Raw genomic sequence first — 16,697 nt, 5'->3', positions numbered from 1 at the left:
CCGGGGCTTGCTGACAGAATTGCCGCCATGTCCGACGTACCCGCCCGCCCGCGCGTCTTCTCCGGCATCCAGCCGACGGCCGACTCGTTCCACCTCGGCAACTACCTGGGCGCGCTGCGGCACTGGGTGGCGTTGCAGGACAGCCACGACGCCTACTACTGCGTGGTCGACCTGCACGCGATCACCGCCGGGCACGACCCCAAGGTGCTCAAGCACCGCAGCCGGGTGGCCGCCGCGCAGCTGTTCGCGCTCGGCCTCGACCCGGAGCGCAGCACGCTGTTCGTCCAGTCGCAGGTGCCCGAGCACCCGCAGCTGGCCTGGGTGCTCGGCTGCATCACCGGGTTCGGCGAGGCCGGCCGGATGACCCAGTTCAAGGACAAGTCGCAGAAGCAGGGCAGCGAGCGGGCCAGCGTCGGCCTGTTCACGTACCCGATCCTGCAGGCCGCCGACATCCTGCTCTACCAGGCGAACGCGGTGCCGGTGGGCGAGGACCAGCGGCAGCACCTGGAGCTGTCCCGCGACCTGGCGCAGCGGTTCAACTCGCTGTTCGGGCGCACCTTCACGGTGCCCGCGCCGCACATCGTGAAGGACACCGCGAAGATCACCGACCTGCAGGACCCGACGGCGAAGATGTCGAAGTCGTCGTCCTCCCCGGCCGGCATCATCGACCTGCTGGAGGACCCGGCCCGCTCGGCCAAGAAGATCCGCTCGGCGGTCACCGACACCGGCCGCGAGATCGTCTTCGACGCCGAGGGCAAGCCGGGCATCAGCAACCTGCTCACCATCTACTCGGCGCTGTCCGGCCGGTCCATCGACGACCTGGTGGCCGCGTACGACGGCAAGGGCTACGGCGACCTCAAGAAGGACCTGGCCGAGGTGGTGCGCGAGTTCGTCACCCCGATCCAGGAACGCACGAACGGCTACCTGAACGACCCGGCCCAACTGGACAAGCTGCTCGCGCGGGGCGCGGAGAAGGCCCGCGTGGTGGCCGACGCGACGCTGCGTGCGGCGTACGAGCGGGTCGGTTTCTTCCCGCCGGTGCGGTTCGAGTAGCGGCCCGGGCGGGACGGGTGACGCAGCCGGAGGCCGGAGGGGTGGCGCGCGACGTGGCGGGCAATGACGCGGCGCCGGGCGGCGCGGACACGATCCAGATCGGGATCGCCGTCGACATCCCCGAGCCGTGGGGCGGGATGCTCACCCGCCGCCGGGTCGAGGCCGGCGACCCGGCGGCCGTCCCCGCGCACGTCACCCTGCTCGGGCCCACCGAGATTCCGGTACGCGCGCTGCCCGCCGTCGAGGAGCACCTGGACCGGGTCGCCGCCGCGCACCTGCCGTTCACGCTGCACCTGCGCGGCACCGGCACGTTCCGCCCGGTCACCCAGGTGGTCTTCGTGGCGGTGGCGGCCGGGATCAGCGAGTGCGAACTGCTGGCCGCCGCCATCAACTCCGCTCCCGAGCTGCGCCGCGAGCTGCGTTTCCCGTACCACCCGCACGTCACAGTGGCACAGGACGTGCCACCCGAGGTGCTCGACAAGGCGTACGAGGATCTGGCCGACTTCTCCGCGCTGTTCCAGGTGGAGGCGTTCACGCTGTTCTCGCACAGCGGGGCTACCCGGTGGCAGCCCCGGCGCGACTTCCGGCTCGGCGGGGCGAGCTGAACATTCGACCGGCCGGGGCTCCTCCGCCACGGGCGGAGATCAGCGAGGATGACGGGGTGAACGTCTTCGGCCGGATCGAGGCGGCGGTCGGGCGCCGCATCGACGCGGCCCGGGGCCGGTCGTCGGTCTTCGACCACGTGTGGCGGGCCGGGACGCTCTACGCCGACCTGCTCGCCGGGCGGCTCGCCGCCGCCATCGCGTACTACGGCTTCTTCGCCGTGTTCGCGCTCGCGCTCGTCGCGTACTGGGTCTTCGGCGCGGTGCTGCGCGACAACGAGGAGGTCAGCCGCGCGGCCGCCCACTTCCTCGAAGAGAACCTGCCCTTTCTCGACCCGGCGCAGATCGCCGAGAGCAGCAACACCGTCGGCGTGGTCGGCCTGGTCATCCTGGTGTTCACCGGCATCGGCTGGGTGGAGGCGATCCGCTCCTCGCAGCGGCTGATGTACGGCTTCAACCAGCAGCCCGGCAACCTGGTGATGCGGCGGCTGGTCGACCTGGGCGTGCTGGTCGCGGTCTTCGTGCTGCTGTTCGTCTCGGTCGCCGCCGTGGACGCGCTGGAGTCGCTGCTGCGTTTCCTGCTGCGCAGCACCGGCTCGGTGGGCCTGACCACGGTCAGCGCGGTGCTGAGCGTGCTCGTCAACGCCGTGCTGGCCGCCGCGCTGCTGCTCGCAGTGCCCCGGCTGCGGATGAGCCGGCGCCGGCTGCGACCGGCGGTGCTCGCCGTCGCGATCGGCATCACCCTGCTCAACACGGTGGGGCGCTACTACGTGGTACGCACCGAGCGGAACCCGGCGTACACGGTGGTCGCCACCGCCGTGGGCCTGCTGCTCTACCTCTACCTGCTCAACCAGTTGGTGCTCTTCGGCGCGGCGCTCGCCGCTACCAGCCCGTACGGCCGGGTGGTGGACCTGGCCGAGGGCGGCGCCCGGGAGGTGGACGTGGAGGCGGACGTGCTCGACGAGGAAACCGAACCGGGAACGCCGGGAGGGGCGGGATGAGCGCGCGGATCCGGATCGACGCCGCGTCGGCGGTGCCGCCGTACGAGCAGGTGCGCGCGCAGTTCGCGGCGCGGATCGGCGACGGGCGGCTGCCGGTGGGGACCCGGCTGCCCGCGGTCCGGCAGCTCGCGGCGGACCTGGGGCTGGCGGTGAACACGGTGGCGCGGGCCTACCGGGAGCTGGAGGCCGCCGGGCTGGTCCAGACGCGCGGCCGGCACGGCACGGTGGTCGCGCCGGGGCGGGACGACGCCGTCGACCGGTTGCAGCAGGCCGCCGCCGGGTACGCCGTCGAGGCGCGCCGCCTGGGCGTCCCGCCGGAGCGGGCGGTCGCCCTGGTCCGCGCGGCGCTGGACGCCGGCACGCGTGGCTGAGCGTGGTCCCCTGAGCGGGGAGAGTCGAGCCGATGCGTTCCCCGGGCGGATCCCGTCCGACGATGATGGGCCGGTGGGCGCACTCGTGACACTCGACCTGCCGGACGACTCGCCGATGCTCGGCCTGCCGTGGATCATCACGTTCGGCCCGCTCGGCGCGGACGACGAGTGGGAGCCGGTGGTCTGCGGCCCGTACGAGCGGGCGCACGCGCTGGCGCTGGCCGAGGCGGTGGTGGCCGAGGAGCAGTTGATGGCGGTGGTGGAGCCGCTGCTGCCCGCGCTCACGCCGGAGGAGATCCGGGGTGAGATCGCCGCCGCGCAGATCGCCGCCGAGGACGAGGCGGCCGAGATCGACCAGGCTGACCTGTACGGCGACTTCGAGGACGTCATCGACGAGGAGCTGGAACGGGCCGCCGAGCGCGAGCCGGAGCCCGAGCCGGCGAAGGCGCCCGACCGGGAGGAGATCCGGGCCGGGTTCGCCCGGATCGCCGCGCTGCTCACCGCCAAGGGCGGCTGAGGACGCTCAGCGCGGCGGCCCGTCGAGCACGCAGAACTCGTTGTCCTCCGGGTCGACGAGCACCACGAAGCCCTCCGCGCCGGTCTGCCCGACGTCGGCGCGCCGGGCGCCGAGCCCGATCAGTCGCTCGACCTCCGCCGTCTGCCCCTCGTCGGCGACCAGGTCCAGGTGGAGCCGGTTCTTGCCGCGCTTCGGGGTGCCGCTGCCCTGCAACCAGACGGTCGGGCCGGGCCGGCCGGGCGGCGGGTAGAGCTTCGCGTTGCCGTCGTCGCCCTGCGAGACGGTGTAGCCGAGGGCGGCGGACCAGAACCGGGCCATCCGGTCCAGGTCGCTGACATCGAGGGTGTACTGCGCCACGCGTGCGGTCATCCCCCGGTGGTACCCCGGGCTGCCGGGATGGACACCGGCCCCCCGGGAGCGGACTCCCGAGGGGCCGGGACCACCTCACCCCCCACCACAAGGGGTCGGCAGCCCAGCCGCCCGTCGGCGCGGAGCACAACGGACGGCCAGGTCGTTGGCGGGTTACCCGGCTCAGCGCCGTTCGAACCACGCAGCCGCGTCCACCGGCAGGACGTGCCCGTCGCCCCGCTCGGTGAGGTCGGCGCTCGCGACGAGCGGGCGGCCGTGGCCGCTCACCGTCACGTCGGCGCCGCTGATGTTGACCACACAGGTCAGCTCGGCGTCCCCGGCGGCGCGGCGGAACGCGAGTACGCCGGGCTCGGTCTCCAGCCAGGTGATGCCGCCGACCCCGGCGAGCGCCGGGTGCTCGTGCCGGATCCGCAGCGCGGTCCGGTACAGCTCCAGCGTCGAGCCGGGCGCACCGGCCTGGGCGGCCACCGACAGCTCCCGCCAGGTCGCCGGCGCCGGCAGCCAGCTCAGCTCGCTGCCGTCGGGCCCGAAGCCGTACGGGGGCAGGTCGCCGCCCCACGGGATCGGCACCCGGCAGCCGTCGCGGCTCTCCCCGGTACGCCGGAACGCCGGGTCCTGGCGCAGCTCGTCGGGGAGGTCCAGCACCTCCGGCAGGCCCAGTTCCTCGCCCTGGTAGACGTACGCGCAGCCGGGCAGCGCGAACATCAGCAGCGCGGCGGCGCGGGCGCGGCGCAGGCCGACCTCGCCGTCGCCGTACCGGGTGACGTGCCGCTGCCGGTCGTGGTTGGACAGCACCCAGGTGGTCGGCGCGCCCACGATCGTGGACTCGGCCAGCGCCGTGTCGATCACCTTGCGGAACGAGTCGGCCGACCAGGTGGCGTCGAGGAAGTCGAAGCTGAACGCCTGGTGCAGCTCGTCCGGGCCGATGTAACGGGCCAGTCGCTGCGGGGTCTCGGCCCACGCCTCGGCCACCGCCATCCGGCCGCCCGGGTAGCTGTCCAGGATCGGCCGCCAGGCGCGGTAGATGTCGTGCACCTCGTCCTGGTCGAAGTACGGCAGCCGGCCCTTGCCCAGCAGCTCGGACTGGCGCCGGCCGGTGGTCATCGAGTTGAAACCGACGTCCGGCAGGCCCTCGGCCTTGATCATTCCGTGGGCCACGTCGATCCGGAAGCCGTCCACGCCCCGGTCCAGCCAGAAGCGCAGGACGTCCTCGAACTCGGCCCGTACCTCGGGGTGACGCCAGTTCAGGTCGGGCTGGGCCGGGTCGAACAGGTGCAGGTACCACTGGCCGTCGACCACGCGCGTCCAGGCCGGGCCGCCGAAGATGCTCTCCCAGTCGTTCGGGGGCAGCTCGCCCTGCTCGCCCTTGCCGTCGGCGAACAGGTAGCGCTCACGCTCCGGCGAACCGGGGCCGGCGGCGAGCGCGGCGGCGAACCACGGGTGCGCGCTGGAGGTGTGGTTGGGCACCATGTCGACGATGATCCGCAGGCCGAGCGCGTGCGCGTCGGTGATCATCTCGTCGAAGTCGGTCAGGTTGCCGAACAGCGGGTCGACGTCGCGGTAGTCGGCCACGTCGTAGCCGGCGTCGACCTGCGGCGAGGTGTAGAACGGCGTCAGCCAGAGCGCGTCCACGCCGAGGTCGCGCAGGTAGGGAAGGCGCTGCCGGATGCCCTGGAGGTCACCGACCCCGTCGGCGTTCGCGTCGGCGAAGCTGCGGACGTACACCTGGTAGACGACCGCGGACCGCCACCAGTCGTCGTCGGCGGTCCGTGGCGTGGGGGTGGTGGCGGAGGTCATCGCTGTCGATTCCCGTTCTGTGGTGGCGCAGGGTGTCAGAGCAGAATGCCGCCACAGCCCTGCAAGAGTCAAGCATTCCTTGCGCAAGAAATGACAGCCATCACCCGCGCCGACCCTGCCCCCGTCTCCCGCATCCCGGGACGCCCACCACCCCCACTGCCGCCGATCCGGTCGATCATGAGGTTGACGGCAGTCTCTGCCCGCTTTGTCCCCGCCAACTTCATGATCGCCGCGCCCTGAGCCGGGGCTGGAGGGAAGGGGGAGGGAGGGGGGAGGGAGGGAGGGGAGTGCGGGGCGTCAGGCGGGGATGGGGAGGGAGGGGGAGGACGGGCTGGCGGGGCGCTGGCGCTTCGGGGGGTCGGCGGGGCGGGTCACCGCGGTCGAGCCGCGTACCACCAGCTCGGGCCGGAACAGGTACTCGGAGTTCGGGGAGGGGTGGCCGTTGATCTCGTCGACCAGGGCCCGCACCGCCGCCACCGCCATGGCGGCCACCGGCTGGCGCACTGTGGTCAGCGGCGGGTCGGTGAACGCCATCAGCGGGGAGTCGTCGTACCCGACCACGGAGACGTCGTCGGGCACCGACAGCCCGCGCTGGCGGGCGGCCCGGATCGCGCCGAGCGCCATCAGGTCCGAGCCGCAGACCAGTCCGGTCACGCCGCGTTCGATGAGCCGGCCGGCGGCGGCCTCGCCGCCCTCGACGCCGAACAGTGACAGCTCGGTCAGCTCGGTCAGCTCGTCGGAGGTGATGTCGGTGAGGCGCCCCATCGCGGCCTTGTAGCCGGCGACCTTGCGCTGCACCGGCACGAACCGGTCCGGGCCGGTGATCAGGCCGATCCGGCGGTGCCCGAGCGCGACCAGGTGGGCGACCGCCAGTTCGGCGGACTCCCGGTCGTCGCAGGAGACGAACGGCGCGGGGATGCCCGGCGCGTACCCGTTGATCATGACGATCGGCAGCGGCCGGGCCAGCAGCGTGCGGTAGCGGTCGTGGTCCGCGGCGGTGTCGGCGTGCAGGCCGGAGACGAAGACGATGCCGGAGACCTGCCGGTCCAGCAGCATCTCCACGTACTCGTCCTCGCGGACGCCGCCTGGGGTCTGCGTGCAGAGCACCGGTGTGTAGCCGGTGGGGGCGAGCGCGGACTCGATGATCTGGGCGAACGCCGGGAAGATCGGATTGTCCAGCTCCGGCACGACCAGGCCGACCAGCCCGGCGCTGCGCTTGCGCAACCGGGCCGGACGTTCGTACCCGAGCACATCGAGGGCGGTGAGGACGGCCTGCCGGGTCTCGGGGGCCACGCCGGGGCGGTCGTTGAGCACCCGCGACACCGTGGCCTCGCTGACTTCGGCCTGTTGGGCGATGTCGGACAGTCGAGCGCGCATGTGCGGCACTTTAGCCCAACGGCAAAGTCTTGCGTACACTTCTGCAAGCCCTTCCATTCTCTGCAACCTCTTGCTAACGTCCCCGCAACATGCGAGAGCAGCGGCGCAGCACCCCTGTGCCGGTCAGCAAGAAATTTCAGAGGTTTCCACTGGCGGGCCGCCCTTCCCCCGGCGGGCCGCCATGACGACAGGAGTACCGATGCGCATCCGTACCGCGGGTGTGGTCGCCGTCCTCGGCCTGGCGCTCGCCGCCTCCGGCTGTGGTGACAGCGGCAGCGACGACAAGCCGGCCGCCGGCGAGTCCGCCAAGGCGACCGGCGGCAAGCTGGTCATCTGGGCCGACGACAAGCGCACGGCCGCCCTCAAGCCGTTCGCCGAGGAGTTCGGCAAGGAGAACGGCGTGACCGTCGAGGTCCAGGCCGTCTCCAAGGACCTGCAGACCAACTTCGTCACCGCCTCGCAGCAGGGCAGCGGCCCGGACGTCGTGGTCGGCGCGCACGACTGGATCGGCAACCTGGTCCAGAACGGCGCCATCGACCCAGTGCAGCTCCCGGCCGAGCAGAAGAGCGGCTTCAACGAGACCGCGATCAAGGCCGTCACGTTCAACGGCCAGCTCTACGGCGTGCCCTACGCCACCGAGAACGTCGCGCTGATCCGCAACACCGAGCTGGCCCCCGAGGCGCCGAAGACGATCGAGGACCTGGTCGCCACCGGCAAGAAGCTCAAGGCCGAGAAGAAGGCCAGCGAGATCCTGTGCCTGCAGTCCGGCCAGAACGGCGACGCCTACCACATCTACCCGCTCTACACCTCCGGCGGCGGCTACCTGTTCGGCACCACGGCGAACGGCGACTACGACCCGAAGGACCTGGGCGTGGGCAAGCCGGAGTCGATCGCTGCCTTCCAGAAGATCGCCAAGCTGGGTGAGAAGGGCGAGGGTGCGCTGAAGCGCTCCATCACCGGCGAGAACTCCATCGCCACCTTCACCGGCAAGAAGTGCGCGTTCCTGGTCTCCGGCCCGTGGGCAGTGGCCGACGCCAAGAAGGCCAACATCTCCTACGACATCTCCCCGGTCCCCGGCTTCGCCGGTGGCCAGGAGGCCCAGCCGTTCGTCGGCGTCCAGGCGTTCTACGTGGCCGCCAAGGGCAAGAACAAGGCCCTGGCCCAGGAGTTCGTCACCAACTACGTGACCAAGCCCGAGCTGGCCGTCGCGCTGTACAAGGCCGAGCCGCGCCCGCCGGCGCTGACCGCCGCCTTCGACCAGGTCAAGGGCGAGGACCCGGACCTGGCCAAGTTCTCCGAGGCCGGCAAGAACGGCCAGGTGCTCCCGGCGATCCCGGCCATGGCCGCGATCTGGGACCCGTTCGGCAAGGCGGAGGCCGCCATCATCGGCGGCGCCGACCCGGCCAAGACGATCACGGCCGCCGGCAAGACCATCCAGGGTCAGATCAAGTAATGAGCGCGCCGCTGTCCGGCCCGGGGTCTGCACCGCAGGCCCCGGGCCGGGAGCCCGCACGCCCCGGGCTCCCGCGCACGTCCCGTACCGCGCGGCAACACGCGCCGATCACCGCGACCGGCCTCGTCGTCAAGGTGGTCCTGCTCGGCCTGGTGGCCGGGATCGCGATCTGGGCGGCCTTCCCGCTCATCGAGGCCGAACACTGGATCGGGCTGGGCATCCTGGTGGCCACCACCGCCGGCCTGTTCTACCTCTACCTGAGCCGCCGGCACATCCCGGCCAAGTACCTGGTCCCCGGCACGCTCTTCCTGATCGCCTTCCAGGTCTTCCCGGTGCTCTACACCGCGAGCACCGCGTTCACGAACTTCGGCGACGGCCACCGCGGCAGCAAGGACGACGCGATCGTCGCCGTGCAGACCTCCTCGGTGAAGCAGGTCCCCGGCTCGACCGAGTACAACCTCACCATCGCCACGAAGGGCGACCCGGCGAGCGGCCCCCTGGTCTTCCTGCTCAGCGACCCGAAGACCAAGGACGTCTTCGCCGGCGACGCGGACGGGCTGCGCAAGCTGGACGCCGCCGACGTCGAGGTGAGCAGCCTCAGCGGCAAGATCACCGCCGCGGACGGCTACACCCTGCTGAACATCGGGCAGGCCAGCAGCCGCAGCGACGCCGTCACCGCGCTCATCGTGCCCACCGACGAGGGCGCCATCCGCTCCAACGGCCTCACCCGGGCCTACGAGGGCAAGGCGATCCGGGCATACGACGCCGGCTGCGACTGCGTCAAGGACAGCGAGACGGGCAAGACGTGGACCGCCGACGAGGAGTCCGGCTCCTTCGTCGCCGCCGACGGCGAGCGTCTCGCCCAGGGCTGGAAGGTCGACGTCGGGCTGAAGAACTTCAGCACCGTCCTCACCGACCCGAACATCTCCGGCCCGTTCTTCGGCACGCTGGCCTGGAACTTCGCGTTCGCGATCGGCTCCACCGGCCTGACGTTCCTGCTCGGCATGGCCATCGCGCTCGCGCTGCACTCACCCCGGATGCGGGGTACCAACTTCTACCGGGTGCTGCTGATCCTGCCGTACGCCATGCCGTCGTTCGCGATGCTGCTGATCTGGCGGGACATGTTCAACACCGACTTCGGCCTGCTCAACAACCTGTTCGGGCTGGACGTCGACTGGTTCGGCGGCAACTGGTCGGCCCGGATCGCGGTGCTGCTGGTGCAGCTCTGGCTCGGCTACCCGTACATGTTCCTGGTCGCCACCGGCGCGTTGCAGGCCATCCCGCGGGAGCTGACCGAGGCGACCTCGGTCGACGGCGCGTCGCCCTGGCAGTCGTTCCGGTCGGTCACCCTGCCGCTGCTGCTGGTGGCGCTCTCGCCGCTGCTGATCGCGTCGTTCGCGTACAACTTCAACAACGTCAACGCGATCCTGTTCACCACCGAGGGCGGCCCGTTCGCGCCGGACAACCCGACGAACGGCGCCACCGACCTGCTGATCACCTACACGTACCGGCTCGCGTTCGGCGCACAGGGCGCCGAGTTCGGCCTGGCCGCCACCGTCTCGATCTTCATCTTCGCGATCGTGGCGACGGTGTCGGCGATCAGCTTCCGGCGGACCCGTAAGCAGGAGGAGGTGTACTCGTGACCACAATCGCGCGGAAGCCCACGGCCACCCGCACGCCGGCCCGCCGCTCGCGTGGACGCTGGTTCGCGCAGGTCGGCTGGCGGCACGTGGTGGGCGTGCTGGCGGTGGCGTTCAGCCTCTTCCCGATCCTGTTCGTGATCTCGGCGGCGCTCAACCCGCTCGGCACGCTCTCCTCCACCGAGCTGCTGCCGACCGGCGCGTCGCTGGAGAACTTCACGAACCTGTTCGACCGGACCGCGTTCGGCCACTGGTTCCTCAACTCGCTGCTGCTGGCGGGCGTGGCCAGCTTCGCGTCGATCTTCCTGTCGTCGCTCGCGGCGTACGCGTTCTCCCGGATGCGCTTCGCCGGGCGCCGGGTCGGCCTGCTCGCGCTGCTGCTGATCCAGATGTTCCCGCAGTTCCTGGCGATCGTGGCGATCTTCCTGATCTTCACCACGCTCACCGACCTCTACCCGGCGATCGGGTTCAACACCCCGTGGGGCCTGTTCCTGCTCTACATGGGTGGCGCGCTCGGCGCGAACACCTGGCTGATGAAGGGCTTCTTCGACACGCTGCCGAAGGAACTGGACGAGTCGGCGACCATGGACGGCGCGTCGCACGTGCAGGTCTTCTTCCGGATCATGCTGCCGCTGGTGGCGCCGATCCTGGCGGTGACCGGCCTGCTCGCCTTCATCGGATCGATCAACGAGTTCATCATCGCCAACGTGTTCCTCACCGAACCCGAGGCGAAGACGCTCGCGGTCGGCATGTACGGCCTGGTGGCCGGCGAGCGCAACAACAACTTCGGGATGTTCGCGGCGGGCACCCTGCTCACCGCGATCCCGACGGTGCTGGTGTTCCAACTGCTCCAGCGCTACATCGTCTCCGGACTCACCTCCGGAGCGGTAAAGGGCTGAGCCTCCTCGGCTCACGCTGCGGCAAGGGCGTCGTGTCGGCGTACACCGGAGCGGTTCTCGGGCGGACCGCCGCGGTCGGGTGAAACCGACCGCGGCGGGTGCCCGCCCCTCTCCCTGTCGGTACGACGCGAAAGGCAGCACCATGTCCCTTCAGCCGCACCACGACGGCTCCGCCACCTACGTCCCGGAGCAGGAGCCCGCGCTCGGGCAGACCGTCCCCGTCTTCGTCCGGGTGCCGGCCGGATCCGGCGTCTCCCAGGTGCACGTGCGCACCACCGGCGACGGCGAGCCGCGCTTCGCCGAGGCGCGGGTCGACCGCACCGACGGCGGCGACGTGTGGTGGCGGGCCGACGTCGAGGTCCGCAACCCGGTCAGCAACTACCGCTTCCTGCTCGACGGCGAACGCGGCGCCCGCTGGCTCAACGCCGCCGGCCTGGCCGGGCACGACGTGCCGGACAACGGCGACTTCAAGCTGGTCAGCTACGCCCCGCCGCCGGCCTGGGCCCGGGACGCGGTGATCTACCAGATCTTCCCGGACCGGTTCGCCCGCTCGGCCGCCGCCGACGGCCGGACCGTGCCGGACTGGGCCATCCCGTGTGACTGGGACACCCCGGTCGTCGGCCGCGGCCCGGAGACGCCCCGCCAGTTCTACGGCGGCGACCTCGACGGCGTCACCGAACACTTGGACCACCTGGACCGGCTCGGCGTCAACACCGTCTACCTGACGCCGGTGTTCCCGGCGCGCTCCAACCACAGGTACGACGCGTCGAGCTTCGACACCGTCGACCCGCTGCTCGGCGGCGACGCGGCGCTGGCCCGGCTCGCCGACGCGGTGCACGCCCGGGGGTGGCGGCTGCTCGGCGACATCACCAGCAACCACACCGGCGACGCCCACGACTGGTTCACCGCCGCCGTCTCCGACGTCAACGCGCCGGAACGCGAGCTGTACTACTTCGACCTGCCCGGCTCGGACTACGAGTCGTGGAACGGGGTGAAGTCGCTGCCGAAGCTGAACTGGGGCAGCGCCGAACTGCGCCGCCGGTTCGCCACCGCCGAGGACTCGCTGCTGCGCCGCTGGCTGCGCCCGCCGTACGGGCTGGACGGCTGGCGGGTCGACGTGGCGAACATGACCGGGCGGCGGGGCGCTGACGCGTACACCCACGAGGTGGCGCGGCTGCTGCGCGAGGTGGTGGCCGAAACCCGGCCGGACGGGCTGCTGCTGGCCGAGCACGGCCACGACCACACCGGTGACCTGGACCGCGACGGCTGGCACGGGACGATGAACTACGTCGGCTTCACCGACCCGGTCTGGTCCTGGCTGCGGCACGGCGACGACCCGGTGCCGAACTTCCTCGGCACCCCGGGCGGGGTACGGCGGCGCGACGCGGGCGCGGTGCTCGCCACCATGAACACGTACCGGTCGCTGGTGTCGTGGCGCTCGTACACGCACTCGTGGCAGCTGCTCGGCTCGCACGACTCGGCCCGGATCCGCACCGTGGTCGGCGACGCGGCCCGGCAGGAGGTGGCGGCCGGACTGCTCGCCACCATGCCCGGCACGCCCGTGGTCTTCGCCGGGGACGAGCTGGGCCTGACCGGCACCAACGGGGAGGGCTCGCGTACGCCGATGCCGTGGCACCGGCGCCAGAGCTGGGACCGGCGCACGTTCGAGGCGTACCGGTCGTTGCTGACGCTGCGCCGCGACGAGCCGGCGCTGCGGCACGGCGGCCTGCGCTGGGTGTACGCGGACGCGGACACGCTGGTCTTCCTGCGCGAGGCGCCCACGTCGACGGTGCTGGTGCTGGCGAGACGTGCCCCCGGCACCCCGGTCCACCTGGCCGGAGTGGGCGCCGCAGAGAACGTCTACGGCAACGCCCCAGCTCTCCACCCCGACGCCGACAACAAGGTGACCCTCCCCGCCGAGGGCCCCACGTTCCAGGTCTGGCGCCTCCGCTGACCCCGGGCCCTCGCGATCTTGCGGTTTCGGCCCGTGTGCCGCGCCTTTCGTCCCGTTGTGCCGGGGCGGTAACTGCAAGATCGCGGGGGAGGGGTCACGGTATGACGGCAGGTCGGCCGGGTCATTACTACAAAGCGTCGTTGATGGGGGAGGATGGGCCGCGTGGAAGCTCTTCGACTGATTCTTCTCTACGTCCATCTGATCGGTTTCGCGCTGCTGCTCGGCGGCGCGATCGCCCAGTACGTCTCCGGCAAGCTGCGCATCAACGCGGCCATGCTCTGGGGCGCGATCATCCAGATCCTCACCGGCATCGGGCTGTCCGCCCCGCTGCGGGACGGGGACGAGCCGGCCCCGGCGAAACTTGTTACCAAGTTGGTGCTCGCGCTGCTCATCTTCGTCATGGTCTTCTTCTCCCGTAAGCGGGAGACCGTCAACCGCGGCCACTTCCTCGCGATCGTCGGGTTGACGCTGGTCAACGCTGCCGTCGCGGTGTTCTGGCGTTAGTTCGCCGCCAGTCGGGGAAGCTGCGGGAAACGGACGTTCGCGACACCATCGCGCACGCCCGCCGGCCGGATAAGTGACCTGCCCCACCCAAGGGTTACACCGGGGTAACGGACGCTCAACAGTCGTGCACGATTGTCGGCCGGTGGGTGGGCGCGGGCGTACGCTCCCGTCCGTAACGTGGGACGCCGGCCGCACATCGCAGGCCGGCGCAAGGGCTGCGCACCGCGCACAACGCGGTGTGCAAGGGGAAGGAGACGTCTTGCGCTCTGTGCGTGGGATGCGGATTGCCTCCGTCATTGCGGCGGGTGGACTCGTGCTGGGCGCTGCCGCGTGTGGTGAGGCTCCGGACGACGACAACAACGCCGGCGGCGACGGCGGCAAGAAGTTCAGCGCCTGCATGGTGACCGACGTCGGCGGCGTCGACGACAAGTCCTTCAACGCCTCGGCCTGGAAGGGCCTGCAGGAGGCGAAGAAGGAGAACGACAAGATCGACATCAAGTACGTCCAGTCGAAGGCCGAGGCGGACTACGAGGTCAACCTGACCGGGTTCGTCAACCAGAAGTGCGACTTCATCCTGGCCGTCGGTGGCCTGATGTCGGACGCCACCAAGGCGGCGGCTGAGAAGAACCCGAACCAGCAGTTCGCGATCGTCGACGCCAACCCGGGTGTGTCGAACGTCTACCCGATGCAGTTCGACACCGCGCAGGCCGGGTTCCAGGCCGGCTACCTGGCCGCCGGGATGAGCAAGTCCGGCAAGGTCGGCACCTACGGCGGCCTGCCGATCCCGCCGGTCACCATCTTCATGGACGGCTTCGCCGACGGCGTGGCGTACTTCAACAAGGCCAAGAGCAAGAACGTCCAGGTGCTGGGCTGGGACAAGGCCACCCAGAAGGGCTCCTTCGCCAACTCGTTCGAGAAGCAGGACGAGGGCAAGAAGGTGTCCGACGCGCTCGTCGCGCAGGGCGCCGACATCGTGATGCCGGTCGCCGGTGGCGCCGGTCTCGGCACCACCTCCGCGGCCAAGGCCTCGGGCGGCAAGTACTCGGTCGTCTGGGTGGACATCGACGGCTGCGAGAGCACCCCGGACTGCTCGGCGATCCTGACCACCGTCGTCAAGAACATCCCGGACGCCGTCAAGGAGGCCGCGCTGAAGGCCGCCAGTGGCGAGAAGCTCCAGGCCACGCCGGGCTTCGTGGGCACGCTCGCCAACAACGGCGTCTCGATCGCCCCGTACCACGACTTCGACAGCAAGGTCCCGGCGGACCTGAAGGCCGAGGTCGACAAGATCAAGGCGGACATCGCCGCGGGCACCATCACCGTCACCTCGAAGGCCCAGCCGACCAAGTGACGGTTCCGCCGGCCGCCGCGGTGCGATCATCGGCAGCGGGGGCCGGCGGCCACCAGGTTTGACGATCCGGCCGTCCCGGCGCAACGGGGAAGGTACCCCGAGCGCCGGGGCGGCCGATCAGCTTGACTCCCCCCGACATCCCCACCCGGCGTGGTGGCGGCGCGGCAGGTCGCTACGCTGCACCATCGCTCGCACTCCAGGAGGTTGCGCTGAGACTCGAACTGCGCGGCATCACCAAACGGTTCGGTGATCTGGTCGCCAACGACCACATCGACCTGACGGTGGAGCCTGGAGAGATCCACGCCCTGCTCGGCGAGAACGGCGCCGGCAAGTCGACCCTGATGAACGTGCTCTACGGCCTCTACCAGCCGGACGAGGGCGAGATCCTGGTCGACGGCAAGCCGCTGAAGCTTAAGGGCCCGTCGGACGCGATCGCCGCCGGGATCGGCATGGTGCACCAGCACTTCATGCTGGTGCCGGTCTTCACCGTGGCGGAGAACGTGATGCTCGGCGCCGAGCAGGTCAGGGGGCCCTTCGCCGGCATCCTCGACCGGCGACGGGCCCGGCGCGAGGTCGCCGAGGTGTCCGAGCGGTACAACCTGCGGGTCGACCCGGACGCGGTGATCGAGGACCTGCCGGTCGGCATCCAGCAGCGGGTGGAGATCGTCAAGGCCCTCACCCGCGACGTCGACCTGCTGATCCTCGACGAGCCGACGGCAGTGCTCACCCCGCAGGAGACCGAGGAGCTGCTCGCGGTCATGCGGTCGCTCAAGGCCGCCGGCAAGTCGATCGTGTTCATCACCCACAAGCTGGGCGAGGTGAAGGCCATCGCCGACCGGATCACCGTGATCCGGCGCGGGAAGACGGTCGGCACCGCCGAGCCGAGCGCCAGCCGGGACGAGCTGGCCGCGCTGATGGTGGGCCGCAGCGTCCGGCTGACAGTGGACAAGAAGCCGGCCACCCCCGGCAAGCCGGTCCTGGAGGTCTCCGGCCTGGTCGTGGACGACGACCGGCAGGTACGCGCGGTCGACGGCGTCGACCTGACCGTGCACGCCGGTGAGGTGCTCGGTGTCGCGGGCGTGCAGGGCAACGGCCAGACCGAGCTGATCGAGGCGATCATGGGCCTGCGCCCGGTGCTCGCCGGCACGATCAGCCTGGACGGCGAGCCGACGCACGGCTGGTCGACCAAGAAGGTGCTCCACGCCGGCGTCGGCTACGTGCCGGAGGACCGCAGCGTGGACGGCCTGGTCAAGGAGTTCTCCGTGGCGGAGAACCTGGTGCTGGACATCTACGACCGGCCGCCCTTCGGCAAGGGCCTGTCGCTGAAGCCCGAGGCCATCGCGAAGTCGGCCCGGGAGCGGATCGAGCAGTTCGACGTCCGTACCTCCTCGGCCGACGCCGCGGTCGGCACGCTCTCCGGCGGCAACCAGCAGAAGGTGATCGTGGCCCGGGAGCTGTCCCGGCCGCTGAAGCTCTTCATCGCGGCCCAGCCCACCCGGGGCGTGGACGTCGGCTCGATCGAGTTCATCCACAGCCGGGTCATCCGCGAGCGGGACATCGGCACCGCGGTGATGGTGGTCTCCAGCGAACTGGACGAGGTGATCGGCCTGGCCGACCGGATCGCGGTCATGTACCGCGGCCGGATCATCGGCATCGTCGGCCCGGACACCCCGCGCGAGGAGATCGGCCTGCTGATGGCCGGCATCACCCCGGACGCCGCCACCCCGGACGCCGCCACCGCGACCGAAGGCGGCCCTGGCAACGAGGACGAGGCATGACCAACCCGAACCCCGTCTCGGGCTCGCCGGACAA

15 protein-coding genes are annotated in these 16,697 nt (G+C 71.0%); 12 read left to right on the top strand and 3 right to left on the bottom strand.

Going from position 1 to position 16,697, the window contains the following annotated elements:
- The first annotated feature begins 27 nt into the window (after positions 1 to 27).
- The 5 genes from trpS to DQE82_RS04475 all read left to right on the top strand — a co-directional run bounded on the left by trpS (position 28) and on the right by DQE82_RS04475 (position 3,544).
- Positions 28 to 1,053 carry a tryptophan--tRNA ligase gene (gene trpS, locus DQE82_RS04495; RefSeq protein ID WP_043326798.1) on the top strand — a complete coding sequence of 342 codons (1,026 nt, stop codon included), beginning with the start codon at positions 28 to 30 and terminating at the stop codon, positions 1,051 to 1,053.
- 17 nt (positions 1,054 to 1,070) lie between these two features.
- Entirely contained in the window at positions 1,071 to 1,658 is a 588-nt protein-coding gene (locus DQE82_RS04490) for a 2'-5' RNA ligase family protein (RefSeq protein ID WP_043326796.1), read from the top strand.
- Positions 1,659 to 1,714: 56 nt separating this feature from the next.
- Positions 1,715 to 2,656: a YhjD/YihY/BrkB family envelope integrity protein gene (locus tag DQE82_RS04485; RefSeq protein WP_043326794.1), complete on the top strand. Its 942-nt coding sequence runs from the start codon at positions 1,715 to 1,717 to the stop codon at positions 2,654 to 2,656.
- Positions 2,653 to 3,027 carry a GntR family transcriptional regulator gene (locus tag DQE82_RS04480; RefSeq protein ID WP_113972064.1) on the top strand — a complete coding sequence of 125 codons (375 nt, stop codon included), beginning with the start codon at positions 2,653 to 2,655 and terminating at the stop codon, positions 3,025 to 3,027. Before DQE82_RS04485 ends, DQE82_RS04480 begins: the two co-directional genes overlap by 4 nt.
- Before the next feature lie 73 nt (positions 3,028 to 3,100).
- Positions 3,101 to 3,544 (top strand): hypothetical protein, encoded by a 444-nt coding sequence (locus DQE82_RS04475; RefSeq protein ID WP_043326791.1) that lies wholly within the window; start codon positions 3,101 to 3,103, stop codon positions 3,542 to 3,544.
- A gap of 6 nt (positions 3,545 to 3,550) precedes the next feature.
- Here the strand turns inward: DQE82_RS04475 and DQE82_RS04470 are convergent, their stop codons facing one another.
- The 3 genes from DQE82_RS04470 to DQE82_RS04460 all read right to left on the bottom strand — a co-directional run bounded on the left by DQE82_RS04470 (position 3,551) and on the right by DQE82_RS04460 (position 7,087).
- Positions 3,551 to 3,913, bottom strand: a complete 363-nt coding sequence (locus DQE82_RS04470; protein ID WP_043326789.1) for a VOC family protein — start codon at positions 3,911 to 3,913, stop codon at positions 3,551 to 3,553.
- A gap of 162 nt (positions 3,914 to 4,075) precedes the next feature.
- Positions 4,076 to 5,710, bottom strand: a complete 1,635-nt coding sequence (locus DQE82_RS04465) for a glycoside hydrolase family 13 protein (protein ID WP_043326786.1) — start codon at positions 5,708 to 5,710, stop codon at positions 4,076 to 4,078.
- 297 nt (positions 5,711 to 6,007) lie between these two features.
- Entirely contained in the window at positions 6,008 to 7,087 is a 1,080-nt protein-coding gene (locus tag DQE82_RS04460) for a LacI family DNA-binding transcriptional regulator (RefSeq protein WP_043326785.1), read from the bottom strand.
- 199 nt (positions 7,088 to 7,286) lie between these two features.
- Here DQE82_RS04460 and DQE82_RS04455 point away from each other — a divergent pair, with 199 nt between their 5' ends.
- The 7 genes from DQE82_RS04455 (at position 7,287) to DQE82_RS04425 (ending at position 16,663) form a co-directional block, all read left to right on the top strand.
- Entirely contained in the window at positions 7,287 to 8,540 is a 1,254-nt protein-coding gene (locus DQE82_RS04455) for a maltose ABC transporter substrate-binding protein (RefSeq protein ID WP_043326783.1), read from the top strand.
- Complete coding sequence (locus DQE82_RS04450) at positions 8,540 to 10,183, top strand: ABC transporter permease subunit (protein WP_043326781.1); 1,644 nt, start codon at positions 8,540 to 8,542, stop codon at positions 10,181 to 10,183. The genes DQE82_RS04455 and DQE82_RS04450 overlap by 1 nt, the downstream gene beginning before the upstream one ends.
- Positions 10,180 to 11,079 carry a sugar ABC transporter permease gene (locus tag DQE82_RS04445; protein ID WP_043326779.1) on the top strand — a complete coding sequence of 300 codons (900 nt, stop codon included), beginning with the start codon at positions 10,180 to 10,182 and terminating at the stop codon, positions 11,077 to 11,079. The genes DQE82_RS04450 and DQE82_RS04445 overlap by 4 nt, the downstream gene beginning before the upstream one ends.
- A gap of 142 nt (positions 11,080 to 11,221) precedes the next feature.
- Positions 11,222 to 13,033 (top strand): glycoside hydrolase family 13 protein, encoded by a 1,812-nt coding sequence (locus tag DQE82_RS04440; protein WP_113972063.1) that lies wholly within the window; start codon positions 11,222 to 11,224, stop codon positions 13,031 to 13,033.
- A 162-nt stretch (positions 13,034 to 13,195) separates the two neighbouring features.
- Complete coding sequence (locus DQE82_RS04435) at positions 13,196 to 13,537, top strand: hypothetical protein (protein ID WP_043330653.1); 342 nt, start codon at positions 13,196 to 13,198, stop codon at positions 13,535 to 13,537.
- A gap of 277 nt (positions 13,538 to 13,814) precedes the next feature.
- Positions 13,815 to 14,885: a BMP family protein gene (locus tag DQE82_RS04430; RefSeq protein WP_043326775.1), complete on the top strand. Its 1,071-nt coding sequence runs from the start codon at positions 13,815 to 13,817 to the stop codon at positions 14,883 to 14,885.
- Between the two features lie 209 nt (positions 14,886 to 15,094).
- On the top strand, positions 15,095 to 16,663 hold the full coding sequence (locus tag DQE82_RS04425; protein WP_181373783.1) for an ABC transporter ATP-binding protein: 1,569 nt from the start codon (positions 15,095 to 15,097) through the stop codon (positions 16,661 to 16,663).
- Positions 16,664 to 16,697: the final 34 nt, after the last annotated feature.

This window comes from Micromonospora sp. LHW51205, assembly GCF_003315815.1.
GTDB classification, from domain to species: Bacteria; Actinomycetota; Actinomycetes; order Mycobacteriales; family Micromonosporaceae; genus Micromonospora; species Micromonospora chalcea.
The sequence above is the reverse complement of the archived record's forward strand: the minus strand, read 5'-3'. Positions and strand labels throughout refer to the sequence as shown.